The 23,502-nt window shown below is 51.6% G+C and carries 25 protein-coding genes and 1 pseudogene; 14 read left to right on the top strand and 12 right to left on the bottom strand.

Annotated features, from left to right (window positions below; all coding sequences use genetic code 11):
- Positions 1-245: 245 nt before the first annotated feature.
- A complete protein-coding gene (locus EDM57_RS12925; protein WP_122905163.1) occupies positions 246-1,154 on the bottom strand; it encodes a DMT family transporter in 909 nt (302 codons plus the stop codon).
- A gap of 275 nt (positions 1,155-1,429) precedes the next feature.
- Between EDM57_RS12925 and EDM57_RS12920 the strand changes: the two genes are divergently transcribed.
- The gene (locus tag EDM57_RS12920; protein WP_122905162.1) at positions 1,430-1,861 is read left to right on the top strand and encodes an acyl-CoA thioesterase; all 432 of its coding nucleotides are present in this window, start codon (positions 1,430-1,432) and stop codon (positions 1,859-1,861) included.
- A 31-nt stretch (positions 1,862-1,892) separates the two neighbouring features.
- Here EDM57_RS12920 and EDM57_RS23760 read toward each other — a convergent pair whose 3' ends face one another.
- Positions 1,893-2,435, bottom strand: a complete 543-nt coding sequence (locus tag EDM57_RS23760; protein ID WP_122905161.1) for a hypothetical protein — start codon at positions 2,433-2,435, stop codon at positions 1,893-1,895.
- A 151-nt stretch (positions 2,436-2,586) separates the two neighbouring features.
- On the opposite strand from EDM57_RS23760, the gene EDM57_RS12910 reads away from it, so the two are divergent.
- The gene (locus EDM57_RS12910) at positions 2,587-3,291 is read left to right on the top strand and encodes an HAD family hydrolase (protein WP_281274235.1); all 705 of its coding nucleotides are present in this window, start codon (positions 2,587-2,589) and stop codon (positions 3,289-3,291) included.
- A gap of 177 nt (positions 3,292-3,468) precedes the next feature.
- Here EDM57_RS12910 and EDM57_RS12905 read toward each other — a convergent pair whose 3' ends face one another.
- Positions 3,469-4,350 carry a YitT family protein gene (locus EDM57_RS12905; RefSeq protein ID WP_122905159.1) on the bottom strand — a complete coding sequence of 294 codons (882 nt, stop codon included), beginning with the start codon at positions 4,348-4,350 and terminating at the stop codon, positions 3,469-3,471.
- Positions 4,351-4,640: 290 nt separating this feature from the next.
- Here EDM57_RS12905 and EDM57_RS12900 point away from each other — a divergent pair.
- Positions 4,641-4,739 (top strand): annotated as a pseudogene (locus EDM57_RS12900) (YnfA family protein); the annotation flags it as partial.
- A gap of 114 nt (positions 4,740-4,853) precedes the next feature.
- Here EDM57_RS12900 and eutH read toward each other — a convergent pair.
- From eutH to EDM57_RS12885, 3 genes are all read right to left on the bottom strand, one after another.
- On the bottom strand, positions 4,854-6,134 hold the full coding sequence (gene eutH, locus EDM57_RS12895; RefSeq protein ID WP_122905158.1) for an ethanolamine utilization protein EutH: 1,281 nt from the start codon (positions 6,132-6,134) through the stop codon (positions 4,854-4,856).
- Positions 6,135-6,523: 389 nt separating this feature from the next.
- On the bottom strand, positions 6,524-6,724 hold the full coding sequence (locus EDM57_RS12890; RefSeq protein ID WP_122905157.1) for a cold-shock protein: 201 nt from the start codon (positions 6,722-6,724) through the stop codon (positions 6,524-6,526).
- Between the two features lie 276 nt (positions 6,725-7,000).
- The gene (locus tag EDM57_RS12885) at positions 7,001-7,600 is read right to left on the bottom strand and encodes a nitroreductase family protein (RefSeq protein ID WP_122905156.1); all 600 of its coding nucleotides are present in this window, start codon (positions 7,598-7,600) and stop codon (positions 7,001-7,003) included.
- Between the two features lie 267 nt (positions 7,601-7,867).
- Between EDM57_RS12885 and EDM57_RS12880 the strand changes: the two genes are divergently transcribed.
- Positions 7,868-8,527: a futalosine hydrolase gene (locus tag EDM57_RS12880; RefSeq protein WP_122905155.1), complete on the top strand. Its 660-nt coding sequence runs from the start codon at positions 7,868-7,870 to the stop codon at positions 8,525-8,527.
- Between the two features lies 1 nt (position 8,528).
- On the top strand, positions 8,529-9,374 hold the full coding sequence (locus EDM57_RS12875) for a 1,4-dihydroxy-6-naphtoate synthase (RefSeq protein ID WP_122905154.1): 846 nt from the start codon (positions 8,529-8,531) through the stop codon (positions 9,372-9,374).
- 221 nt (positions 9,375-9,595) lie between these two features.
- On the opposite strand, the gene EDM57_RS12870 is transcribed toward EDM57_RS12875, so the two are convergent.
- Positions 9,596-10,120, bottom strand: coding sequence for a superoxide dismutase family protein (locus EDM57_RS12870; protein ID WP_122905153.1), 525 nt, complete (start codon positions 10,118-10,120; stop codon positions 9,596-9,598).
- Between the two features lie 160 nt (positions 10,121-10,280).
- Between EDM57_RS12870 and EDM57_RS12865 the strand changes: the two genes are divergently transcribed.
- The 7 genes from EDM57_RS12865 to EDM57_RS12835 all read left to right on the top strand — a co-directional run bounded on the left by EDM57_RS12865 (position 10,281) and on the right by EDM57_RS12835 (position 17,264).
- Positions 10,281-10,958, top strand: a complete 678-nt coding sequence (locus EDM57_RS12865; RefSeq protein ID WP_122905152.1) for a response regulator transcription factor — start codon at positions 10,281-10,283, stop codon at positions 10,956-10,958.
- Positions 10,955-12,379: a HAMP domain-containing sensor histidine kinase gene (locus tag EDM57_RS12860; protein ID WP_122905151.1), complete on the top strand. Its 1,425-nt coding sequence runs from the start codon at positions 10,955-10,957 to the stop codon at positions 12,377-12,379. The genes EDM57_RS12865 and EDM57_RS12860 overlap by 4 nt, the downstream gene beginning before the upstream one ends.
- A gap of 117 nt (positions 12,380-12,496) precedes the next feature.
- Positions 12,497-13,606: a Fe(3+) ABC transporter substrate-binding protein gene (locus tag EDM57_RS12855; RefSeq protein WP_122905150.1), complete on the top strand. Its 1,110-nt coding sequence runs from the start codon at positions 12,497-12,499 to the stop codon at positions 13,604-13,606.
- 3 nt (positions 13,607-13,609) lie between these two features.
- A complete protein-coding gene (locus EDM57_RS12850; protein ID WP_122905149.1) occupies positions 13,610-15,265 on the top strand; it encodes an ABC transporter permease in 1,656 nt (551 codons plus the stop codon).
- Positions 15,262-15,903, top strand: a complete 642-nt coding sequence (locus EDM57_RS12845) for an ABC transporter ATP-binding protein (RefSeq protein WP_122905148.1) — start codon at positions 15,262-15,264, stop codon at positions 15,901-15,903. The genes EDM57_RS12850 and EDM57_RS12845 overlap by 4 nt, the downstream gene beginning before the upstream one ends.
- A gap of 133 nt (positions 15,904-16,036) precedes the next feature.
- Positions 16,037-16,759 (top strand): DsbA family oxidoreductase, encoded by a 723-nt coding sequence (locus EDM57_RS12840; RefSeq protein ID WP_122905147.1) that lies wholly within the window; start codon positions 16,037-16,039, stop codon positions 16,757-16,759.
- A 19-nt stretch (positions 16,760-16,778) separates the two neighbouring features.
- Positions 16,779-17,264, top strand: a complete 486-nt coding sequence (locus EDM57_RS12835) for an RrF2 family transcriptional regulator (protein WP_122905146.1) — start codon at positions 16,779-16,781, stop codon at positions 17,262-17,264.
- A gap of 71 nt (positions 17,265-17,335) precedes the next feature.
- On the opposite strand, the gene EDM57_RS12830 is transcribed toward EDM57_RS12835, so the two are convergent.
- Complete coding sequence (locus tag EDM57_RS12830; protein ID WP_122905145.1) at positions 17,336-17,959, bottom strand: hypothetical protein; 624 nt, start codon at positions 17,957-17,959, stop codon at positions 17,336-17,338.
- A gap of 151 nt (positions 17,960-18,110) precedes the next feature.
- Here EDM57_RS12830 and EDM57_RS12825 point away from each other — a divergent pair, with 151 nt between their 5' ends.
- A complete protein-coding gene (locus tag EDM57_RS12825; RefSeq protein WP_211338243.1) occupies positions 18,111-19,034 on the top strand; it encodes a GNAT family N-acetyltransferase in 924 nt (307 codons plus the stop codon).
- A 48-nt stretch (positions 19,035-19,082) separates the two neighbouring features.
- On the opposite strand, the gene EDM57_RS12820 is transcribed toward EDM57_RS12825, so the two are convergent.
- Positions 19,083-19,610, bottom strand: coding sequence for a DinB family protein (locus tag EDM57_RS12820; RefSeq protein WP_122905144.1), 528 nt, complete (start codon positions 19,608-19,610; stop codon positions 19,083-19,085).
- A 33-nt stretch (positions 19,611-19,643) separates the two neighbouring features.
- Entirely contained in the window at positions 19,644-20,519 is an 876-nt protein-coding gene (locus tag EDM57_RS12815; RefSeq protein WP_122905143.1) for a radical SAM/SPASM domain-containing protein, read from the bottom strand.
- A 257-nt stretch (positions 20,520-20,776) separates the two neighbouring features.
- Between EDM57_RS12815 and EDM57_RS24070 the strand changes: the two genes are divergently transcribed.
- Complete coding sequence (locus EDM57_RS24070; protein ID WP_425455805.1) at positions 20,777-20,863, top strand: putative holin-like toxin; 87 nt, start codon at positions 20,777-20,779, stop codon at positions 20,861-20,863.
- Positions 20,864-21,219: 356 nt separating this feature from the next.
- Here the strand turns inward: EDM57_RS24070 and EDM57_RS12810 are convergent, their stop codons facing one another.
- Together EDM57_RS12810 and EDM57_RS12805 are read right to left on the bottom strand one after the other, a co-directional pair.
- Positions 21,220-21,492, bottom strand: a complete 273-nt coding sequence (locus EDM57_RS12810) for a hypothetical protein (RefSeq protein ID WP_122905142.1) — start codon at positions 21,490-21,492, stop codon at positions 21,220-21,222.
- 113 nt (positions 21,493-21,605) lie between these two features.
- Positions 21,606-22,295, bottom strand: coding sequence for a hypothetical protein (locus tag EDM57_RS12805; protein ID WP_122905141.1), 690 nt, complete (start codon positions 22,293-22,295; stop codon positions 21,606-21,608).
- Positions 22,296-23,502: the final 1,207 nt, after the last annotated feature.

Below are 23,502 nucleotides of genomic sequence, written 5' to 3'. Positions count from 1 at the left end.
CATTTTCGTATAAAAAGTCGCTATTTCGACTTCGAGACGCCCCTTTTGTCTGTCAGAAACGTTGATAGAGCCATGTTTCTGATTGGGAAACTACCTTTTTGGACAGTCCCTTTTCAATTTAAACGAAATACAGTTGTGGAAATGTTCGTTCGTGCTGTGTACGGACAAGAGAATTGAAAGGCTCCGCGTAAAAAGGGGTGAGGTCATGTTTACTCACGTTGGTAACGATCTCACCGATTGAAAAGTCAATTGCTTTCCGACGTTTCACGCTTGTTCAAGTTCGACAGAGCTACGCCGAGAAAAATAAAGGCGGCTCCGACGAAAAAACTGATGCCAAGGTGCTCGTGCAGCAGGAGCCAGCCGAGAAAAGCGCCGACGATTGGCTGGACAAAGAAGAAGCCTGCTCCGCTGCCTGCCTGCATCAGCTCGAAGCCTTTGTTCCACAGGTAAAACGCCCCGGCTGTCGAGATGAGCCCGATGTACAGCACCCCTGCCCAAATCTCCCAGCCAAACTGCCAGGAGACAGGAGTGACCGACAGCTCCCAGACCATCACGGGACTGGTGAAGATAAGACCGAACAAGGCGACATACGTTGTGACGAGCAAGGAAGAATAGCGCTGCGTCGCTTTTTTGCTGAGGACAGTGTAAAGCCCCCAGCTTACTGCTGCTACGAGCAGGATCAGATTGCCTGTCAGGGACGACTCCGCGTCCGCCTGATCCGGTACGCCGATGACGATGATGACGCCCACAGTTGCCAGCAAGATGCCGGCTGCCTGCTTGACGTGGATTTTTTCTTTCAGCAGCCAGACTGCGAAAATGGCGATAAAAGCTGGGGAAGCCGAAGTAATGAGTGCCCCCATATGCGCAGTCGAGAGCTTCGTGCCGAGAAATTGGGCGGCAATCGAGATGGTGACTCCGACAAAGGCAATGCCCATCAGCAGCGGATAATCTTTTTTCAGGACGGTTTCCCGGCGCGCGAGAACAAAAGCCCCTAAAACGATCAGCGCGATGCCGAAACGCAGAATCAAAAGCGTAAACGGCGGAATGACATCGAGCACAACCTTGCTCACGACGTAGACGCCACCCCAGATTGCAGCAGCCAGCGTCAGGCAGATGGCCCCAAATAATGATTGCTTCCATTGTGATTGCGACATGATAAGTCCCTCCCGGAATTGATCTGAATCGTACAGGCTGGTTTGTTAGCCGGGAGGCCGTTAGAAACGCTTCCTCACCGACTAGGCGAGGACAGGTACATCGCATTCGAACAGGTGACGAGTCATTGCGTTTCACCTCGCTTGTTCTTTTCTTTTTATTATAGGGGAAACAGAGGGAAAGACCAGCAGAATCGTTCGGAATATTTTGAATGAATATTCACTCAGCAGCAGAGATTCGCTATACTGGAGAAAAACAATCCCAAGGAGTGAGAAAGATGGCCCATCGCTTTGCGTTTACCGTGCAATCTACGGATCTTGATGTTATCGGTCATGTGAACAATGCCAAATATTTGGAGTACATGGAGTGGGCGAGGTTTGACTGGATCTGGCAGCTTGGATTTACGCTCGATGAATGGAAGCGGCGGGCCGTATTGCCTGTTGTGGTCAATATCAACATTCATTACCGGAAAGAGCTGCGCATGCGCGAAGAGGTATACGCGCTTACGACTGTGCTGCGGGTTGGAGAAAAAAGTTTCGCGATTCGCCATGAGCTATACAACAAGGACGACGTGCTCGTCGCTGATGCCGACGTCACGATGGTCATGATCGATGCGAACACAAGACGCTCTGTCGCATTGCCGGAAGAACTGAGAGCCGCACTGGAAAAAGAACTGGCATCCTCATCACTTCCCGATGCCATGAAATGAGGCAAGCAGGCCTTTTGCCTTGCGGGCACGGTTACTTGCGCAGATGGTCGAGACGAAACGCATTCCACTCCAGTGCTCGCAGGGCCAGTGTCTCCAGTACGCGTTCGTGGCGGTCCTGTCCGTCCTTGACTTCTGCCATGTCTTGTTTAAGCTGGGCGACGTCTTGCTTCAGTTCGGCGACGTCCTGCTTCAGTATGGCAACGTCTTGCTTTAGTTCGGCAACTTCCTGCTTCAGTACGGCAACGTCTTGCTTCAGTTCAGCAACTTCCTGTTTCAATACCGCAACGTCTTGCTTCAGTTCAGCAACTTCCTGCTTCAATACCGCAACGTCTTGCTTTAGCACGGCAACTTCCTGCTTCAATACCGCAACGTCTTGCTTCAGTTCGGCGACATCCTGCTTCAATACCGCAACATCTCGCTTCAACTCGGCTACTTCACCCTTAAGCTGATGAACCTCCAACGTTAAAGCTTCCAGCTTGGCGTCCGTTTCGTCCTGCCTGTCCAAAATGGCTCTGGTAACCAGACGAAGCTCGTTCATTCCTTCCAGCAGCTGGTCAAGTTTCGCTTCTGACATAAAAGCCAGCCTCCTTTTTTCGCAAAATGTGCCAAATTCGTGATGATGGCACCTATAATCCGTTACAATGATCTTAGCAAAAGACAGAGGCTTATGCAGATATTTTTTCAGAGGAAAAATGGCGGAAAAAAGGGAAGAGGAAGTGACCATATTGTCTTTGTTCAGCACGATTTTGTTTGATCTCGACGATACGCTGTTTGACTTTTCCGCTTGCTGGGAAAAAGGGATGCAGCAGACGATTGCCACCCATGCCCTCACGTCTGGCCTGGATGGCGCAGAGCTGCTCGCGGCGCTGCGCCGCCACGGTGATGACCTGTGGGGAGATGTCATCGCGAAAAAGTACGATTTTACGCAGTATCGCCAGTTGCGCTTGCAGCGGGCCATGGCCGACTTCAACCGCACGATCGCAGCAGAAGAGGCTGACGATTTTCAGCGCGTGTACCAGGCGGCCTGCCTCGATGCCGTCCAGCCTGATCCGGCCGTACAGGCTGTCATCGCGAAGCTCGCTGAAGAGTATCAGCTTGGCATCGTCACCAACGGCCCTGTAGATATGGCATTTATCAAGCTGGAGCGTTTGGGGCTGTCGGCCTACTTCCCGCAAGAGCGGGTGGTGATTTCCGAACTGCTCGGCTACCATAAGCCTGACCCGCGGATTTATGCGGCGGCGCAAGAGCGCTTTGGCGTTCCCAATAGCGAAGTGCTGTTTGTTGGCGATACGTGGGAAGCTGATGTTGCCGGACCGATCGATGCGGGCTTTTCCGCTGTCTGGCTCAATCCGCGTGGAAAAAAGGCTGCGACTGCCCACAAGCCGCTGGCTGTGATTGAGCGGCTGGAGCAACTGCCAGCGTATTTGTAGCAAGGCGCAGACGATCGTGACAAGTCGAAGCGAAAGCAGCCTGTAGTAACGTTTGGCAGCAGCCGGTGTGTTGCAGCAGCTGGCGTGCCAACCAGCTGCCCGCGAGCATCCCCAATCGAAGAAACAAGCACAAAAAGGTGCCGCTGCTTTTGCAGACGACACCTTTTTGTGCGTTGCCTAGTGAATGGCGTTTTTCTTGAATTGTCCGCCGCGTACGTCGTGGATGTTGCCGACAGCCAGGAAGGCATTCGGATCGATTTCCTCCACGATCAGTTTCAGCTTGGCCTCTTCCAGACGAGTGATGATGCAAAAAATGACTTTCTTGTCATCACCAGTGTAGCCGCCCTCACCTTTCAAGTAGGTGATACCGCGTCCCAGACGAGCAACGATGGCGTCTCCCAATGCCTTGTGATTTTCGCTGATAATCCACACGGACTTGGATTCCTGGAAGCCTTCGATGGTCAGATCGATCATTTTGAAAGCAATGTAATAGGCGATCAGCGAGTACATCGCGCGATCCCAACCGAATACGAATCCGGCACTGCTCAAAATGAATAGGTTGATAAACATGACGATCTCACCAACGGAGAACGGAGTCTTTTTGTTAAACAAGACCGCAATAATTTCCGTACCATCAAGAGAGCCGCCGTAACGCAGAACAAGCCCTACGCCAATCCCCAAAATAATGCCGCCGAACACGGCTGCCAGCAGCGGATCGTCCGTCAGGCCAGGTACCTCGTGCAAAAACGACGTACCTACGGACATGACACTGACACCAAACAGTGTAGAAATGGCAAACGTCTTTCCGATTTGCTTATACCCGATTATGAGAAAAGGCAGATTAAGCAAGAACAGGAAAATGCCAAGAGATAGAGAGGTGAGATGTGAGGCGATGATGGAGACACCTACAATACCCCCGTCGATGATCTTGTTCGGTACAAGGAAAATCTCCAAAGCTACTGATACAAGGAAAGCACCGACGAGAATAAAGAAAATTCTCTTGAGCAACTTTCCAATGGGTAATTTTTGATGAGTGGCTTGTGCATTTTGTTGTTCCATCTTTTCTCTCCCCATTGTGAATTTTTACTCTCTTATTATAACACTCATTTTTCATTAGCTACTGCTTATTTGCACATTATGCGAAAATAATAGCAAAATCTGAGATGAATAACGAAATACGGCAAAGGAAGCAAAAACCGATTATTCCTCAAACAGACGGGGACATTCATCCGGAAACGACTTCTTGTTGCGTTTATCAAAAATTTTATGTACAGCAGAGCGTTTTGAGACGTGTTGCTTGTTTTCATGCTGCCGGGCAAAGCTCAGGCGTCTGCTGGGAAAGGGATGCGATGGCAGATTCTATGGTGTTGTTTCTATTGGCGGGATTGTCCGAGATCGGCGGAGGATACCTGGTCTGGCTTTGGCTGAGAGAGGCGAAGCGTTTATCTGTCTGGTCGGCGTGAGCGTGATCTTGTGGGCACCAAGACAAGGATAGGGACAAAAGCAAAAAGGCTGTCACCAGGAACAGCCTTTTCGTTTTGCGTAAAAAGGGATACTTCCCCTTACTCTTTGGTAGCCGCTACTTCAGAAGAAGCTTTTTGCTCACCATGCGCATCCAAATATTCGTCAGGGCCGATGATGCCAGCTTCACGGTCTTTTTTCTCCAGCTCCAGCGCTTTTGGCACGGAGAGCCAGTAGGCGAGAGCAATCGCAATCACACCTGCCCCCAGTTTGCCAAGCATCACCGGCAAGATGATGTTAGGCTGGAAGTTCGCGGAGAAGGACAAGTGGTCGCCGAGCAAGAAGGCGGCACATACCGCGAAGGAAATGTTGATGACTTTGTCTTTTGGCGGCATCGAGCGCACGAGGCGGAACATGGCCAAAATGTTGGCGACAGTTGCCAGAAGCCCCGCACTGCCTGTAGGGCTCAGGCCCAGCTTTTTGCCCAGTGCTTCCAGTGGTTTTGCCGCGTATTTGCGCAGCAGGTAAACCATGGGGAACGCACCGCAGAGCATGATACCGATGTAACCGGCTGTTTCCAGCGCGCGGTATTGGTCTGTCGGGTCGGCGATGATCGGATCGAATCCCCACGAGCCAAATACCGTAGAGAAAAGACCAGTAAAGTATTCCACAATCGAGAACACGAGAACAAGCTTGATGCCAGCGTCCATTGTTTTACCGAAGATCATGAAACCGCGAATCATCAGGTCAGGCATGAAGCGCAGACCAGCGGCAATCGCTACGACAAAAATCAGGATAGGAGACAAGTTCAAAAGCACCTGGCCGATTCCGATGGCAAACGCATAGGTAGAGTCACCGTTTGTCGAGATTTCAGCACGAACCTGTGCGTTCGTCAAAGAGAGAATGGCACTGGTGATGAAAGCGCCGATCGGAACAGTCAAAATCCCGGACATGACGCCAAGCGCCATGTATTTATGGTCGCGCTTGTCGAGCATGGCCAGTCCCATTGGAATGGAGAAAACAATCGTGGCCCCAGCCATCAGGCCGACAATCATGGCCATTACCCAGCCTTCTGTCGAGCTTTTCAAGATGTTCGCCAGCTGGTAGCCACCCATGTCGGAAGCCAAAATGGCCGTTGCCGCGAGGGCAGGATCAGCGCCGATTTTGTGGAAGACCGGCGACACCGCTTTTTCCACGAACCACGAGATGTAAGGGAGGGAGGCCATGATCCCGGCTGCGGGAACGAAGATGTAACCGGTTGAGTGAATCCCTTCCATGAACTCTTTGCCAAGCCCTTCATCGCTGTTGCGGATTGCGGCGACAGCACCGATGACTGCGCATAGCATAATGATGTAAATGATGACACTTCCAATGTGCTCCATGGACAACCCCACCTTTTTAAAAGATGTAAACAATAAAAGCGCCCAGGATCTCCCTGCAAACCAGGAATTTGTCCTAAGCGCCTTTGCTTATTCATGTATGGACTTGTTGAAACAGGTCGAAAAATGAGAATCGTATGGAACCGCTTTCAAACGAGACTACAAAACAGCTTTACTTGTTTTATTGTGTGAAAATTCATGCACGAAAGCGCCATTGCTTTTCGCTGCATTATAACGTGATTATATGGGGGAGCTTGGCCTGTTGTCAACTGCTCTTTTAGGAACAAAGTCCGGATCGATTAACAGCGATTGGCAAAAACCGCTGTGAGGAACAGAGCGAGCGTGTAAAAAAAGCTGCCCTGCGATCAAGCAAGGGCAGCTTTGTGAGTCTATTACAGTTTTACTACGTTCTCAGCTTGTGGTCCGCGGTTGCCTTCTACCACGTTGAACTCAACGCGTTGGCCTTCTTCAAGAGTTTTGAAGCCTTCGCCAACAATTGCGCTGAAGTGAACGAATACATCGTTTCCGCCTTCAACTGCGATGAAGCCATAACCTTTTTCAGCGTTGAACCATTTTACTGTACCTGTTTGCATGGGTGTTACCTCCAACAAAATTAAAATGAATATGCAACTTTTATTTGTGGATAAAATAAAAATTCACACATTGTAAAAGGTTCAAACATAACTGTAAACCCTTTACAATATGTGAACACCTTTAAAAACTTCTTTTGTTTAAACTAATACTATCACAGACAGAAGCGGAAAGCAATCGATTCCTTTTACATTTGTTCAGCAAAATAGAAAAAAGGCGGCGAGAAGACGGAAATGGTTTTACGCCGCCTTTTTTAATGGAGGAACTTGCTTGGAAGATCAGGAGAAAAACTTTACACGTTCTTCGAGCGGCTGGAACTGTTTTTCGCCTGGCTGCGCCGTTGGCTTGCCGAACGGCATTTGGGCGATCAGCTTCCACTCGCTGGGGAGGTTCCACGTTTTTTGAACCTCTTCGTCAATCAGCGGATTGTAGTGCTGCAGCGATGCGCCAAAGCCTTCGATCTCCAGTGCTGTCCACACGACGAATTGCAGCATCCCGGACGATTGCTCGGACCAGATCGGGAAGTTGTCTTTGTAGGCAGCGAATTTTTCCTGCAAAGATTTGATGACGCTTTGATCCTCGAAGAACAGGATCGTGCCGTAGCCATTGCCGAACGCATTCATTTTCTCTTCGGTCGAAGCAAAATTTTCCGCTGGCACGATTTTGCGCAGTGTTTCCTTGGTGATGTTCCACAGCTTGTCGTGCTGCTCACCCAGAAGCACAACGACGCGGGCGCTTTGCGAGTTGAAAGCAGATGGTGTATGCTTTACGGCTTCCTCCACAAGCTCGCGAATACGCTCATCAGAGACTGCGGCTTCCTTGCTGATTCCGTAATAGGTTCGTCTGTCTTTTACCGCTGTAAAAAAATCTTTACCCATGATTCATACCTCCAGCAACTTTTTCCTTAACAGGATGCATGGACAAGGAAAAACTTATGCAGCGGGATGGAGCTATTTTTCCTGCAGAAAAATGGCGAATGCTTCCTGGCAAAAGCGTTCGGCCGGGCGGCAGTCGGCTGGCGATTTGTTTGACGAACACCCAAACCCTTTACACGAGGGACAAGTAGCGATAACGTGGAAGAGGAAGCGCTTTTTAGATAGCTGTACGAAAAAACAGGAGAGTGCAGAGAGGAGGGCAGGCAGGAAATGCTTGATGGACAAAACAAGCAGCGCATTCTGGTCGTGACATCGGTTGCGGCGGAGCGTGATGCGGTCTTGCAAGGACTGGGCGCGGATGAACGGTTTACGGTTATCGTTGGAGGCGTTGGGCCAGCTATGGCGGCGGCCGGTACGGCACGGGCGCTGGCAGAGTCGCGGTATGATCTGGTAATTTGCGCGGGAATTTGCGGCGGCTTTGTCGGACGGGCTGAGGTCGGCTCGATTGCCGTTGCCAGTGAGATCGTCTGCGCAGATTTGGGAGCCGAGACACCGGATGGCTTTTGCAGCGTGGACGAGCTCGGTTTTGGCTCGGCGCGTGTTCCCGTGCCAGGCGAGTTGGCAGAGCGGGTGGAGCGCGCCATGCAAAGCGCGGGATTGCCTGTTGGCCGCGGGCCGATTCTGACGCTGTCTACGGTGACGGGAACGGCAGAAACGGCGCAGGCTTTGGCCGACAGGATGCCAGAGGCGCTTGCGGAAGCCATGGAAGGATACGGTGTTGCGGTCGCAGCGCAAGCGGCTGGCGTGCCTGTGCTGGAGATCAGAACCGTTTCCAACGCGATCGGTCCGCGCAACAAAGCGGCGTGGCGGATCAAGGACGCTTTGGAGTCGTTGCAAAAAGCAAGCGCAGTATTGCGGGAGGTGCTGTAGGATGAAAATTGCGTTTTCACCGTGTCCAAATGATACGTTTGTTTTCCATGCCTGGGTGCACGGGCTGATTCCGGGTGCGCCCGAGCTGGATGTCATGTACGCTGATATTGATATTACCAACACGCTGGCGACTCGTGCGGAGGGGCCGGAAGTGATGAAAATTTCGTATGCGGCCCTGCCGTGGGTGCTGGAAAAATACGCGCTGCTTCCTTGCGGCGGAGCTTTGGGCAGAGGCTGCGGGCCGCTCGTGCTGACACAGGGCGATGCAGGAGCAAGCGCCAGCGATCCGGCCCGGCTCTCCGGCAAGCGGGTGGCCGTGCCCAGCGAACGCTCAACAGCTTACCTGCTGTTCCGTTTGTGGGCCGCGCAAAACGTTCCCGGCGGTGTAGGAGAAATCGTCGTGATGCCGTTCCACGAAATCATGCCTGCCGTACGCGACGGCAAAATCGACGCGGGCCTGGTCATTCACGAAGCTCGTTTTACTTATCAAAACTACGGGTTGTCTCTCATGACCGATCTCGGCAACTGGTGGGAAGCAGACACCAATCTGCCGATTCCGCTCGGGGCAATCATTGCGAACCGATCAATGGATCTCGAAGCGCTGGCAAACTGGACGCGCGCGTCGGTAGAATACGCCTGGGCCAATCCGGCCGCCTCGCAGGAGTACATCATGAGCCACGCCCAGGAGCTGTCCTTCGAGGTGGCCCAGGCACATATTGCGCTGTACGTCAACGAGTTTACGCGCAATCTCGGCGAGGAAGGCTACGCTGCCATCACCGCCTTGCTGGGGCGCGCTGCCGAGGAAGGGCTTGTCCCGCGCTTCGACTTGTCGCTTTTGCGCGGATAACAGGCCACAAATCGGGCGATCAAGCGAAGGGATGGCCTTTTGCTGCCGTTACAACTCTTTGCCCACAAGAAAAAACGTAGGAAGCACAGGGGACTTGCGTCTTTTGTGCTTTTTTTGTTGCCACGGCAGCCAGCCGGAGGGGATGAAGCGGTCTACGACAGGGTGGCGCTTTGCTCTTTGCCTGATGGATTGGCATAGCGCATCGCCAATTGACGCAGGTGCTAGGCAGCAAGAATAATTCCGCAGGCCAGCCGCTTGCCGCTGTTGCCCGCAGGCTGCGTCCGGTAGTCGTCCGGGCTTTGGTGGATGATGACAGATTTGCCTACGACATCTGCCGCCCTGAACTGGTTGGTGAAAAAGCTCATCCGCGCGTACCCGTCGTTGGAAAACAGGACAGGGAAGTCGCCAGCGTGGTTGCCGTGCGGCTGGTTGGTCGGATTCCAGTGGGAGCCTGCTGCGGTGAACGGATCGTCGGGATTGCCGATGGCGCAGACGCCGTGTTCATGCAGGTGAAGGCCAAAAGGTCCGATCGGCTGCTGATTGCCGGTCGCGGGCTTGTAAGGAGGCAAGCCGATCACTTCCACGTAAACCTCTGTTCCGTAGGGGACATCGGTAAAGACGATGTAGCCGTTCAGATTCGGAGCCAGCGGGCCGCCCTGAATCTGGGCGTAAGCCTGTGTCGGGGTGTGCACGTAGTGGGAAGAAATCATTCGCGCATCGTAAAAATAGGGAAAATATCCGTTCATGTTCACTCCACCTTCGCTTTTCGTGGTCGTTACGATGTTCATCCTATGTAGCGACTGGGCGGATGGTTCATTTTTCTTGTGACGGCTTATATTGACGTTGATAATTATTATCATCTACAATCAGATGGACTTCTCCCTCTGGGACAAAAGGTGAGTAAACATGAAACGAGTGCTTCTGATTGAAGATGAAAAAAATATGGCGCGGTTCATCGAGCTGGAACTGCGTCACGAGTCGTTTTTCGTGGCGGTTGCCGATGAGGGAAAAGCAGGGCTGGAACTTGCCTTGAAGGAAGAATGGGATCTCATCCTGCTGGATTTGATGCTGCCGGAAATGGATGGGCTGGAAGTATGCCGCAAAATTCGCGAGCGCAAAAAAACGCCGATCATCATGCTGACAGCAAGAGACAGCGTGGATGATCGCGTCTCAGGTCTGGACAGCGGGGCGGACGACTACATTCCCAAGCCGTTTGCGATTGAGGAATTGCTGGCGCGGATGCGAGTCGTGTTTCGCAGGCAGGAGGAGCAGACAGACGCGCTGCGCTCGAAGCTTGTTTTTCGCGAGCTGACCGTTGATCTGGAGGCGCGGACAGTGATGAAAGCCGGGCAGAGCCTCGAACTGACCAAAAGGGAGTACGATCTGCTCGTGATGTTCATGAAAAATATTAACCGCGTCCTGCCGCGCGACGTGCTGCTCGATACGGTGTGGGGATACGAGTCTGCCGTTGAGACGAACGTCGTGGATGTGTACGTGCGGTATTTGCGCAACAAAATCGATGCGCCCGATGAGCGCAGCTATATTCAGTCCGTTCGCGGGATCGGCTACGTGATGCGAAAATGAAAAGATACGCCCCATCCAGACTGCCGATCAAATGGAAGCTGACGCTCTGGTCGTCGGTGCTGCTCTTTTTGGTGTTCATCGCCTACAATACCGTGCAATATTTTTTTGTAGAAAAGTGGATGATGCGCCAGGAGGAGCAAGCCGCCGAGCAGACGATGCGCGAGATTCTCAACTTTGCCCTGGAGAGGGAAAGCACCTTCGCAGGAGACGATCTCCACGAAATGCGCAGCTTTTTGCAAAAAATCAATCAGCACAACCAGCGAATCCGCATCCTTGACGAACAAGGCGTGCCGGTTGCAGTCGTGTCAGATGGAATCGAAGACAGCATGGCTGCTGCAATCACGAGCGTCCCCCGCGAGCCGTGGCGGAGTGCGCACATCAGCGGAAACCTGCTGTTGATGGAGCGGCCGATCACGATTTTTCAGTTTGTCGGCACGGTGGAAATCGTGAAAAACATCCAGGAATTTGAGCAGTTGAGCGGAGCGCTGTTCCGGTTCATGGCGGTCGGCTGTCTTGTGGCGGTCATCGTTAGCGGACTCGGCGGAAGACTTTTGGCCCGCCAACTGGTCAAGCCGCTGCAGGCGATGAACCAGACGATGAAAAACGTGAAGCAAAAGGGCCTGTCCGAGCGGGTAGAGTTTTACGACAATCACGATGAGCTGGCCACGACGATGAGCATGTTCAATGAAATGATGGACAAGCTGGAGCGGTCTTTTCAGCAGCAGCGGCAGTTCGTCGAGGATGCTTCCCACGAATTGCGCACCCCGATTGCCATCGTCGAAGGCCACCTGGGCATGCTGCGCCGCTGGGGCAAGCACGATCCCGCCGTCCTGGAGGAATCGCTGCAAATTTCCATGGAGGAGCTGTCCAGACTAAAAGCGCTGGTAGAGGAGCTTCTCGTGCTGACGCGGGCAGAGCACCTGGAACTGGATGAAGCAGTCGCGGTATGCGAACCGGAACAGGTCATTTCGCAAACGATCAAAAATGTCAATGTACTGCACCCGGCATTCCATATCGAGCGTGATTTGCAGGCGCTGTCCGGGGTGTGTCTGGCCATTTCGGTGGAGCATCTGGAGCAGATTTTGCTGATCCTTTTGGACAACGCGGTCAAGTATTCGCAGGAACGAAAAAAAATCGCGGTAAGGGCAACGGTTATAGAGGAGCGGGTCTGTCTGGAAATCAGCGACGCGGGGATTGGCATCCCGGCAAAAGATTTGCCGTATGTCACAGATCGCCTGTACCGGGTGGACAAAGCGCGCAACAGAAAAAACGGAGCCGCGGACGGCAACGGTCTGGGCCTGTCCATCGCCAAGCGGCTTGTAGAGCGCTACCATGGAGCGTTGGCTATCGAGAGTGTCGAGCATGAAGGCACCACGGTCAAAGTCTTTTTGCCGATCCGCTCTGACGCGGAGGGCATCTGACAATTATTTTTTTCATTTTTCTCATCGTTTTCTCATTTTGCTTCGCTAGAATAAGCCTTGTTGATTGGAAATGATATTCATTATCACAACTACGAGAGGAAAAGGGGAAGATTCCGAATGAGAAAAAAAAGCATGCTCAGTCTCATGCTCTTTACGATGCTGACTGTGCCATTCATGGCGGGCTGCGGAGCTGGTCAGGGAGACAGCAGCGTTAGCCAGCCGCAAGCCGGCACTGCCGCGCCAACAGCGGGGGAGACAGCCGCTAAGGACAAGGATCAGGTCGTCAACGTATTTACCGCACGGCACTACGAGATCGACAGCAAGCTGTTTGCCGAGTTCACCAAGCAAACAGGGATCAAGGTCAATGAAGTAAAAGGCACAGCCGAGGAACTGGTGGAACGCCTGAAGCGTGAGGGCGAAAGCTCCGAGGCGGATTTGTTCATCACCGTGGATGGCGGCGTGCTGAACTATGCCAAGCAAAACGGCGTTCTGCAGCCAGTTTCCTCCCCAGAGGTGGAAAAAAATGTGCCGAGCCAATGGCGCGATCCTGAAAACCACTGGATCGGCATGGCGACCCGCGCGCGCGTGATTGTCTACGCGAAAGACCGTGTGAAGCCGGAAGAACTGTCCACGTATGAAGATTTGGCGACAGACAAATGGAAGGGCAAAGTGCTCGTCCGTTCTTCCTCCAATTTGTACAACCAGTCTTTGGTCGCGTCCTTTATCGAGCTGAATGGCGAACAGGCTGCACAAGAATGGGCAACGGGACTCGCGAAAAACATGGCGCGCAAGCCGGAGGGCGGAGACCGCGATCAGGCGAAAGCAATCGCTGCCAAAGTCGGGGATGTCGCGATCATGAACACGTACTACGTCGGGCAAATGCTCCATTCCAAAGATGCGGAAGAAGTGAAAGTCGCAGAAAGCATCGGCGTCTTTTTCCCGAACCAAAACACGACAGGTACGCATGTGAACATTAGCGGAATCGGCTTGACCAAGCATGCGAAAAACAAGGACAACGCTGTCAAGCTGATCGAATACATCACCAGCAAGGAAGGGCAAACAATGCTGACACAAGGCAGCTTTGAATTCCCGGTGAATGCGGAGGCAGAAAAGCCTGCCCTGTTGAAAGAGTGGGGCGAGTTCAAAACTCAGCAGCTGGATTTTGCCAAGCTTGGCGAGCACAACAAAAAAGCGGTTGAGCTGATGAACAAAGCAGGGTGGAAATAAAAGATGACGGGAGCTGCGTTGCTAAGAAACCTGAAACGGAAGTTGAACGGGTGGGTAGCGCTGAGCGTGATGGGGGCCTTTTTGGCCCTTCTTCCGTCTCTATATATTTTGCTCGGCCTGTTTGCGCATACCAATGAAAACTGGCAGCACATTCAGGAGTACATGCTGCTGGATTACGCCCTGCAATCGCTGTGGCTCGTTCTGGGAACGGGAGCCTGTACGATCATCGTAGGCGTTTCGCTCGCCTGGCTGGTGGCTGCCTACGATTTTCCGCTGCGCCGTTTTTTTGCGTTTGCCTTCGTCCTGCCGCTGGCGATTCCGCCGTATATTGCGGCGTACACGTATGGCAACATGCTGAGCTATACCGGAAGCATCCAAACCTTTTTGCGAAACAGTTTGGGCTGGACGTTGGATCAGCGCTACTTTGACATCATGTCCATGAAGGGCGCCATTTTTATATTCACGCTGTTTCTGTTTCCGTACGTGTACCTGATTACGAAAACGTTTCTGGAGAAGCAGAGCGCGGCGTTCATTGAAAATGCCCGTTTGCTCGGGAAAAACTCCATTCACATCTTTTTTCGGATTGTCTTGCCGCTCTCGCAGGCTGCCATCGCCGGAGGAGCGAGCCTGGTCGCCTTTGAGGTGCTGAACGACTTTGGCGTGACCAATCATTTTGGCATTCAGTCGTTTACCACGGCTATTTTCAAAACGTGGTTCGGCATGTACGACGTCGATTCGGCGATTCGTCTGGCTGCCTGGCTGATGAGCCTGATTATCGGCATTTTTGTCGTGGAGCGGCTGGTGCGCAAACGCAAAAAATTCAGTTCGCCGACGAACCGAGTTACGCCGCTGCGCAGACGCAAACTGACAGGTCTGCCCATGTATGCCGCGCTGTGCTTTTGTATGCTGATCGTCTCTCTTTCTTTTTTCATTCCCGTCGTGCAGCTTTCGGTCTGGGCGACATGGACCTATGAGGAAGTGCTGAACGAGCGGTTCGTACAGCTTTTGACCAATACGCTGTCGATTTCCGTTGTGTCCATCACGCTCTTGATGCTGCTTGCGGTCACGGTCGCCAACGTCATTCGCTACTCCCGCACATCCGTATTCGCCATGGTCATGACGCGGCTGATTTCCATGGGGTACTCCATTCCGGGGGCGGTGCTGTCGATTGGAGTGCTCGCCGTCATGATTTCGCTTGATAAAGAGCTTGGCCCGCTGTACGTTTGGCTGGGCTTTCCGGAAGGCAAGCTGGTGCTTAGCATGTCGCTGTTCATGCTCGTTTTTGCGTATATCATCCGCTTTTTGGCTGTCGGCTTCAACGCGGTCGAGGCTGGCTTCGAGAAGACGGGCAACCGTTATGCCGAAGCGGCGCGCATGCTTGGCATGGGGATGACCCGGACTTTTTTCAAGGTAGATTTGCCGCTCATCAAAGGGGCGGTTATCACCGGATTTATTCTCGTGTTCATGGAGATTGTCAAGGAGCTGCCGCTTACTTTGCTGCTTCGTCCCTTCAACTTCGAAACGCTGGCGACGAAGGCGTACCAGTACGCCAGCGATGAACAAATCCAGCAAGCGTCGATTCCGTCGCTGTTTATCATCGCAGTCGGCATCATTTCCGTCTATTTTTATCACTGGGTAGGGGAGAGACAGGCAAAATGAGCTTTTTTCAACTGGAGAACGTCACGTTTGGCTACGGAACGGGGAGCGGGCCTGTCTTGCGCAATTTTTCGCTGCGCATGGAGCAGGGCGAGATCGTCGGGATACTGGGGAGCAGCGGCTGTGGAAAAAGTACGTTGCTGCGCCTGATCGCAGGACTGGAAGCTCCCGCAGGCGGACGAATCCGCATCGGCGAACGGGTGCTGGTCGATGAGCGGCAGTTCGTCGAGCCTGAACACCGCGGAGTCGGAATGATTTTTCAGGACTACGCGCTGTTTCCGCATTTGACGGTGGAGCAAAATATTTTGTTTGGACTGCATCGCTTGCCGAAAAAAGAACGGGAAGTGCGGCTGCGGGAAATGCTTGCGCTGGTGCAAATGGAAGGCTTCGGCAAGCGCTACCCGCATGAGCTGAGCGGCGGGCAGCAGCAGCGGGTGGCGTTTGCCAGGGCATTGGCCCCTCGTCCGGCCATTCTGTTGATGGATGAACCGTTCAGCAACCTGGACGCAGATCTGAAACAGAAAATACGCGAGGAATTGAAGACGCTGCTGCGGGCAGCGCACATTACGACGATATTGGTCACTCATGACAGGGAAGACGCGGAGACGATCTGTGACCGCATCATCCGCATGGCTCGCTGACGGGCAAAGTGTCGTTTCCTCCTGAAAAGTTCAGCAACATTCTCCCGCATCGTGTATAATGTGCTTGCAACGATTGCAGTTTACGGTTTGCGCGATTGCGGCTTTGACCGCTGAATAAGAGGAGGATACAAACATGAAAGTAGAAGTCTGGTCTGATTTTGCCTGCCCGTTTTGCTATATCGGCAAGCGCCATCTGGAAGGCGCGCTGTCGCAATTCCCGCACAGGGATCAGGTAGAGGTCGTCTACCGCAGCTTCCAGCTCGACCCGACCATGGAGCGCGATACCGATATGGACATGCACACCGTGCTTGCTACCAAATACGGCATGCCGCTGGAACAGGCGAAAAGCATGAATGAGCGTGTGACGCAGCAGGCAAAAAGCGTCGGCCTTGACTATTATTTTGACACGATGATTCCGACGAATACGTTTGACGCGCACCGTCTGGCTCACTTTGCCGCTGCCCATGGCAAAATGACGGAAATGAAGGAGCGCCTCCTGAAAGCGTACTTCACCGAGTCACTGCATCTGGGAGATCACGAGGTGCTGGCGCAGCTCGCCTCCGAGGTCGGGCTGGATCGCGAGGCGACGCTCGCCATGCTGAAAAGCGGCGAGTACGGCGACAAAGTACAGGAAGACAAGCGCAGAGCCGCGGAAATCGGCATCAAAGGCGTGCCGTTCTTCGTGTTCAACAACAAATACGCGGTTTCCGGCGCCCAGCCGGGGGAAGTATTTTTCAGTGTGCTGGCAAAAGTGTGGGAAGAAGAAAACACCGCTGCCCCTCTGACACTTGTCGATCAGGAGCAAAAGGAACAGACAGACGGGGACAACTGCGCAGACGGTTCCTGCAAGCTGTAAACGGCGAGGGTGTGGTTGCATGAAGCTGAATCGAATCGATCAGATTGCCAAGCCGCGCTTTCGGATTGCCGTGCATGTACTGGTCTGGCTGGCGCAAAGCGGCGGCGTGTTGTCCAGCGCCGCCATTGCCGCACAGGTGAAAACGCACGCCACTTTTTTGCGCCGGGTCATGGCCCAGTTGATCCGCGCCGGCATCGTCGAGGCGAAGGAAGGTCGCGACGGCGGCTACTACATGACGAGATGCCCGAAAGAGCTGACACTCGCCGACATTTACCGCGCCCTTCCGGAAGAGCGCGAGGAAGACAGGCAAGAGGAACTGGATTGCGGCGAGGTCGGCGTACAGTTGGATCGCCATCTGGAGGCGCTGATGAATCAGGCTGAGCAGCAACTGATACGGTTTCTCGGGCAATACACACTGGCGGATGTAATGGACAGCATCGGCATCGGACAGATCGGCCCCAGCGAGGAACTGCTGGAGATCAAGCAGGAAAACCGACTCTTGTAGCAGGAGTCGGTTTTCTTTCTGGATGCCAGCTGTATGCAAGCGGCAGCAGCAACCCGCCGTCTCTTGGCTGGCTATTGCGGGTCATCGGCAGCATGGCTGTCTGTTTTCTTCGTTTGCTTGAGTGGAGCATCAGGCAGCGGATAGCGGGCGAGCACATGGCGCTTGAAAGTCGCGTAGTCGCATTCGTAGACGTGTGAATCATGGTTGCTTTCACACAAAAGCCGCATGCCGAGCCGCTTCGCAAACCGATTGCCGGCCGCAGTCACCGCCTCCATCACGATGGAATGGATGCGAATGCCGCTTTTCGCCACGCTGTCCAGCATACCGAGATAATGGTGGAGCATCGTGGGCAGGGCAGCGCTTTTCCGGTACGTGTCAGCGACGACTACACAGGACAAAAAATAATAGGCACAATCCGGATGCTGCTTAAAATCTTCAATATCTGCGGTCGTCATCAGACTGTCGTTGAAGCGGCCAGCTACGATCTGCTCGTAGACATGCCTTTTTACGGGGAGCAAATTCATAAAAGCGACGACGCGGTTATCCGCCTCAATCGCGACGATGCTGTCCGGACGGAAACGGTACCAGTTGTAGCTTTCCTGGCTGGGCGTAATATAGTCGGCGCTATAGTATTGAAGCTCAAGCTGCTCCATCTGTTGAAAATGCTCAAGCTGCAGTTGGGCCAGTTTTTTCACAGGCTGCACTCCTTGGGCTGAAAATCACTTTGGCCAAGCATTTTGGCATACAGCATTTTATCATACAGCACAAGACATCATGAAATAATAGAAAATATTCGGGAAACTATGGTAAAGTGGGAGGAATGAAAAGAGAAGAGAGTGATCCGACTTGAGCCAACCATTCACGGATACGATCATCCGCCATTTTCAAAAGGAAGACATGCCGTCGCTTGGCGAACTGTACAAGTCTGTGACGGCAAAGAAAAACGCCACCTTTTGGTGGGTGGGCGACGAAGAGAACTGGGGCAATGTTTACTGCGCATTCGAAGGCGGGAGGATGGTTGCCAAGGGACAGGTAAGCGTCGTCAATGTCGTGCCGCCCGGCAGACCCCCGGAAAACAAGCATGCCATCTACGTCAATCTGAAAACCGTACCGGAGCGGGAGCACGACGAGGAATTGCTGGAAAAGCTGTACAGTCTGCTCTATCAGAAGGCTAGCGAGCTAAAGCGGAATTTGCCGCAGGAGTACGGCACGACTTTGTGCGTGGGCAACGACTCGACGGAAGCGGCCAACAACAGCTTTTTTATCGAAAAAGGCTTCCGCCGCCTGAACAGCCTGTTTCGGATGCGACGCGAGCTCGATCAGCCCGTTGGCGAGAGGGCTTTGGATGCAGCCTTTCAGTTTTCGCCGTGGCAGATGGAGACGCTTGAAGAGGAACGGCAATATTTGCAGGTGGAAGCAGAGATTTGGCCGGACACGCCGCTCGGGGCGGAAAGGCTGGCCGAATACAAAAAGCAGCCACTCTGGACATCGCTCGTCATCCGGGACAAGAGTACGCTCGCAGCCGGGTTAATGGCGTGGCAGGAAGAGGATCATGGGATTATCGAGGATGTGTTCGTACGCGAACCGTGGAGACAGCGCGGTTTCGCAAAGTTTTTGCTGACACAGGGACTTCAATACTTGCACGCCCATGGACTGCCGTACGCCTGCCTGACAGTGCTGACGACCAATCAGTCGGCTTTGTCCCTTTACGAATCGGTCGGCTTTTATGTGGAGAGGGAAGAGGTCAGGTATTTTACGGAGCTGGCATAAAAGAAAAAGAGGGGGTGGCCGTCCCCCTCACATTTTTGCCCAAAAGCATCATCTGTCTTGCAATATGCCCAAATACGCTTTCCACGGCCCGACGTCTGTTTTGTATCGTTTGGCCATGACTCGCACGATTTGCGCGATGTGCGTCAAGTCGTGGACGACCCAGGTGGAAATCAGCTCCCGCGCTTTTACTGAGCCGAATGCCGGGTGCAGGCCAGTCATCTCCAGATGCAGCGCCGGGTCGACCAGCTCCTTCAGCCTGGCGATATTTTGCTGGCGAATCGCTGTAAACTCTTGCAGTTTCTCTGCCAGTGACTGTTCCTTGTGTCCATTCAGGTGCGCAAAGCGGTCAAAAGGAGGGAACGGCTTGCTTTCGCCTTCCTGCAAAATCGTTTCCAGCCGCGGTATCCAGTTCGTTCGCTCCGCCTCGATCAGATGCTCCACAACCTCCACTGCATTCCACGTATCCTCGCCCTCGTTACAGGTGAGCCATCCCGTTGCAAGACCGGATAAAAAATGTTGCAAAAGCAACGGTGTCCGCTCCAAAACCTCTACAGCCTCATGCATGGCGAAATTCATTGTGACAGCCCCCTCGTTCATTCAGATGAGTGACTACTTGCCAAAACGTTGGCGATACCCGCACCTTTTGCACAATTCCTCGACAGCCTCTCTGCGCGAAAACCCGTCGACGATCGCGTTAGCCCGTTCGCCTTCCACAATGTCCGTAAACGACGTTTGCTGGATATTGCCCAGGTTGATGACACCTTCCCCGTCCAGACAGCACGGAACGACGGTCCCGTCAACCAGAATCGCCGCCTGGCTGCGCAGTGCGTGACAAAAGCCGCGGCCATCATCGCGTGGCGCTGTCATGCTCGGCCACTGAAACTCATGGTCCTGGTTCAAGTAGACGCGCTCGGCGATCTTCACGCCGCTGCCAGGTACGACCTTTTCCTCGATCTGATAATCGAGAGCGAATTCCTTCTCGATAATCGCAAGTGTTTGGCGGTTTCGTTTTTGTTGAATGTTCGTAATGTTATCCTGCGTCAAATTCCACAAACGGAAGGAAAAGATGACCTTGTGCTCCTGGGCGTCGCGGACAAAGGAAAGAATGTCCCGCAGATAGCCTTCACGGTCGGTTGAACCGAGATGGCCGTCAAAGCTGTGCAGGGAAAAGTTCATCTGCCGCAGCGCTGGCTTCCCCAGCAATTTATGTCGATTTTTCGCGATCAATGTACCGTTTGTCGTAATATTGACCTTGAACCCTTTTTCATGGCTGACGTCGAGCAGCTCGTCGATTTTCGGATGGAGCAGCGGCTCACCTTTTACGTGCAAATAAATATGCCGGGTGTGCGGCCTGATCTCATCCAGCCGCTTCGCGAAGCTCTCCACCGAGATAAACGTAGCCTTGCGCTCTGTCGGCGGGCAAAATGTACAGGCGAGATTGCAGATGCTCGTAATCTCTATATAAACTTTTTTAAACGTTTTCAAAATTTTGTCCCCATTCCTGATGTCCTTTTGAAGTGCGAATATACCTCACATAGTACCATAGGAGGCGGGGGGAGGGTAATGGTGTATGAAGTGGGACGGCAGTTGCATGACCGTTGTCTCATACAAATTTTACATATTTGAGATAAAATGTTAGTAATAGAATTTTCTGAAAAATATGGTACAATATTCCTTAAACAGTATAAGGCTCCCAAGGGGCGGCGGCTCACTTTCTATCCCGAACAGTGAGGAGGGAGAACATGGAGGTATATCAAGCGCTGACGTTGATGATTTCATTCGCAACGTTGATCGTGTTGATTTTGTCCTTCGACAAAAAGAAGAAGTAACCGCCCCTTGAGCTACCAACTCTGGCGGTTACTTCTAAGTGTAGCCAATGGAGCCGCTCCCTTTTCAGGGTTAAAGCTATTGCATAGACCGTTCCGGTTGCCGCCGGGACGGTCTTCTTTGTAGTGTATGCAACTACTGTTAATTTTAGGATAGATGAGTTTGCGAGATTTGTCAATTTTTGAATGGTAAACCAAAAGAGGGGAGGGAGCTTGGGGGCTTTGACTTGGCAGATCGGACGAGCTTGTTGGATAGTCAGGTTTCACAGGCATCCGCCGGATGGGCTGGCGGAATGGTGTTTTTCTATAAAGAAAAAACGGAATCGCGTACAGGATTCCGACTGATTCGTTTAAAATATTTAAGGCGCGATTTGCTTCTTTAGGATGTTCATCTGTTTTGATTCTTTCGGATTTTCGATGTAGTAGATCGACTGATCACTTTCGTTGTAGATCCAGAGGTCACCTTGAGGAGTAGTAGTGACGTGGACTAATTCACTCCCGTTCTCATCCCTAAAAAAGATCCGGTAGTCCTTTAGAGAGTCACTGGTTTGGGCTTTTGGAATTATTGCCCAGGTTAAAGACCCGGCAACAAAAGCCGATACGATCAACAAAACTTTTTGCAACTTAGACATAGATACCCTCCCTCGTATAAAGCAAATCATTCATTCAAAACAGATGAAAATGAATTTATACAAAAACTTAAAGAAGAGTAACTTTTTGTTACTCTTCTTTATAATTATATATATTACTGGAAATCTCTAGACCATTCAATATAGTGAGTTGGTTCAGTATAAGATCCAGTATACGTATCAGTTACTTTTCCGGTTAACCAGCTAATTTCATCTACTCTCCAAGTACCTCTGTCATAGAATCCTGTCCAATAATAAATTCTTGAAACATACGGTGACTTTTCGGATGGTCCAGTCCAAGTTTCTTCTGTTGTATATGTTGTCGAGATCTCCTGAGTCAGAGTGCTTTCTACTTCATCGCCGGCGGATGCAGGGCCGTAACCAACAGAAACACTCGCTTTAACTCTTGCTGAGGAATTTACTTTCTTTGCTTGGGTCGTAGTAAGTTTAATGGTTTTTCCTTTAGGAACAGAAATAATTTGCACTGCTGCCGTAGGGTTATTGGAGCTTTCCACCAGCTTAACTACATCAGAGAGGAACATCGGCGTTAATTTGTCATCAGCTTTTTTACTAACTTTATGAATAGTGATGCTTTTAGCATCTCCAGCTTGCTCTACGATTTGTTCGATTTCCTCTTTGGTGACCATGCCTTGGGCCTCTTCGGTGATGTTTACAACGACCTCTTGATTTTCGGCACCAAGGAGTTTCAGTGGCTCACTATAATTTTCTTTTGCAAGCGAAACGGATGGCACGGCAGCCAGTAGACTTAATGCGCATAAAACAGCAATTGACTTTTTCTTGAACATGTCTCCATCACTCCTAATATTTGGTACATAATAAATATTAGCATTATAGGATATATTTGTAAATATCTCACGAAATTTATTATATATTCTGTAAAAAAATAATATTTTGCATATAATATTCCGCGCATATAACTAATGTATGGACCTGCAGTAAACTGCTTTTTAATAATGTAGTTCCGTTTTATTTATAAAGTTAAGGTAGAAGAAACACATCACTTTGTTTGTCTTTCTATGTAACTTTCTGGCAGTTCCCGCCACTTACTAGTCCTCTTAGAGTGTTATCCGTAGGTAGCAAGCTCTGCGGCAAGTGGAGAAGAAACTGGCTAGAACAAGTAAATAAACGGAAACGCAGATCCAAGTTTCTTCTTACTTACATGACGTAAAGTACGCACCAAGCGTTCCGCTAATATTGCCCTTAGAACTTAGATAATTTGGGAGTCATCTCATGGAATAGAACAGTGGAAACCAGGTAATAAGATCCTTATTCGTGGTTTCAGGAAGAAATCCCTGAAAGCAACCAGACCAGATCAGATCAAACCTATCTTAATGTGTCTGAACTAGAGATGATACTGGCATTATTCGATAATGCCAAGATCATGCAGTGAGCAAAAAAAGGCTTGGTACAGCTCATACATCAACAGTTGTAGAAGCTCAGTTTTACAGCGGAAGCTAGATGCTGGCTGAATAGGATGCTAACATTTAAGAACGAAACAGGCTGTCGACATTTCGATAGTCTGAACATAAATATGCCTACCATTATTTTTTCACACTACCTGTACTTCTTCAAAAACTCCTGCGCTTTTGCCGTATCGGCCTTTCAACTTGTTTCCGACTTTGCCGAGTGGGCTGACGGTCGAGAACGTTTTGAGCTTATTGTTTGTTCTGCCCTATTGGGGCGTAAGGTAGTTCTACGCTTGCAGGGACGGTTCTTTTATGGACAGTCTCACTACTCGGTAATTGCCTTCCGTGATACTGTGATTGAGCGACATAGAGCAAATGACATCGTCGGCGGTTAGTTATATTGGGAGTGCCTCCATATCCATAACCAATAAAAAGTTTCGTTTCAGAAAGACTGTCTTGTTCCACGCAGACGCGTCAAAGGTTCGCTTAGCTTTTCCTTAGACTCCATTGCTTCGATGAGGACGTCCTAAATCAGGGAGTGAAACCATTACAGCATCGATGGATTGAAGTTGTGTAAAATTTTCAC

Source organism: Brevibacillus gelatini (assembly GCF_003710935.1).
Taxonomy (GTDB): domain Bacteria; phylum Bacillota; class Bacilli; order Brevibacillales; family Brevibacillaceae; genus Brevibacillus; species Brevibacillus gelatini.
This window is presented reverse-complemented; position numbering and strand designations above follow the sequence as displayed.

Coding starts and splice junctions, on each gene's coding strand:
- EDM57_RS12925 (WP_122905163.1), bottom strand. CDS start 1,154: ATGTCGCAATCACAATGGAAGCAATCATTATTTGGGGCCATCTGCCTG.
- EDM57_RS12920 (WP_122905162.1), top strand. CDS start 1,430: ATGGCCCATCGCTTTGCGTTTACCGTGCAATCTACGGATCTTGATGTT.
- EDM57_RS23760 (WP_122905161.1), bottom strand. CDS start 2,435: ATGTCAGAAGCGAAACTTGACCAGCTGCTGGAAGGAATGAACGAGCTT.
- EDM57_RS12905 (WP_122905159.1), bottom strand. CDS start 4,350: ATGGAACAACAAAATGCACAAGCCACTCATCAAAAATTACCCATTGGA.
- eutH (WP_122905158.1), bottom strand. CDS start 6,134: ATGGAGCACATTGGAAGTGTCATCATTTACATCATTATGCTATGCGCA.
- EDM57_RS12890 (WP_122905157.1), bottom strand. CDS start 6,724: ATGCAAACAGGTACAGTAAAATGGTTCAACGCTGAAAAAGGTTATGGC.
- EDM57_RS12885 (WP_122905156.1), bottom strand. CDS start 7,600: ATGGGTAAAGATTTTTTTACAGCGGTAAAAGACAGACGAACCTATTAC.
- EDM57_RS12880 (WP_122905155.1), top strand. CDS start 7,868: ATGCTTGATGGACAAAACAAGCAGCGCATTCTGGTCGTGACATCGGTT.
- EDM57_RS12875 (WP_122905154.1), top strand. CDS start 8,529: ATGAAAATTGCGTTTTCACCGTGTCCAAATGATACGTTTGTTTTCCAT.
- EDM57_RS12870 (WP_122905153.1), bottom strand. CDS start 10,120: ATGAACGGATATTTTCCCTATTTTTACGATGCGCGAATGATTTCTTCC.
- EDM57_RS12865 (WP_122905152.1), top strand. CDS start 10,281: ATGAAACGAGTGCTTCTGATTGAAGATGAAAAAAATATGGCGCGGTTC.
- EDM57_RS12860 (WP_122905151.1), top strand. CDS start 10,955: ATGAAAAGATACGCCCCATCCAGACTGCCGATCAAATGGAAGCTGACG.
- EDM57_RS12855 (WP_122905150.1), top strand. CDS start 12,497: ATGAGAAAAAAAAGCATGCTCAGTCTCATGCTCTTTACGATGCTGACT.
- EDM57_RS12850 (WP_122905149.1), top strand. CDS start 13,610: ATGACGGGAGCTGCGTTGCTAAGAAACCTGAAACGGAAGTTGAACGGG.
- EDM57_RS12845 (WP_122905148.1), top strand. CDS start 15,262: ATGAGCTTTTTTCAACTGGAGAACGTCACGTTTGGCTACGGAACGGGG.
- EDM57_RS12840 (WP_122905147.1), top strand. CDS start 16,037: ATGAAAGTAGAAGTCTGGTCTGATTTTGCCTGCCCGTTTTGCTATATC.
- EDM57_RS12835 (WP_122905146.1), top strand. CDS start 16,779: ATGAAGCTGAATCGAATCGATCAGATTGCCAAGCCGCGCTTTCGGATT.
- EDM57_RS12820 (WP_122905144.1), bottom strand. CDS start 19,610: ATGAATTTCGCCATGCATGAGGCTGTAGAGGTTTTGGAGCGGACACCG.
- EDM57_RS24070 (WP_425455805.1), top strand. CDS start 20,777: ATGGAGGTATATCAAGCGCTGACGTTGATGATTTCATTCGCAACGTTG.
- EDM57_RS12810 (WP_122905142.1), bottom strand. CDS start 21,492: ATGTCTAAGTTGCAAAAAGTTTTGTTGATCGTATCGGCTTTTGTTGCC.
- EDM57_RS12805 (WP_122905141.1), bottom strand. CDS start 22,295: ATGTTCAAGAAAAAGTCAATTGCTGTTTTATGCGCATTAAGTCTACTG.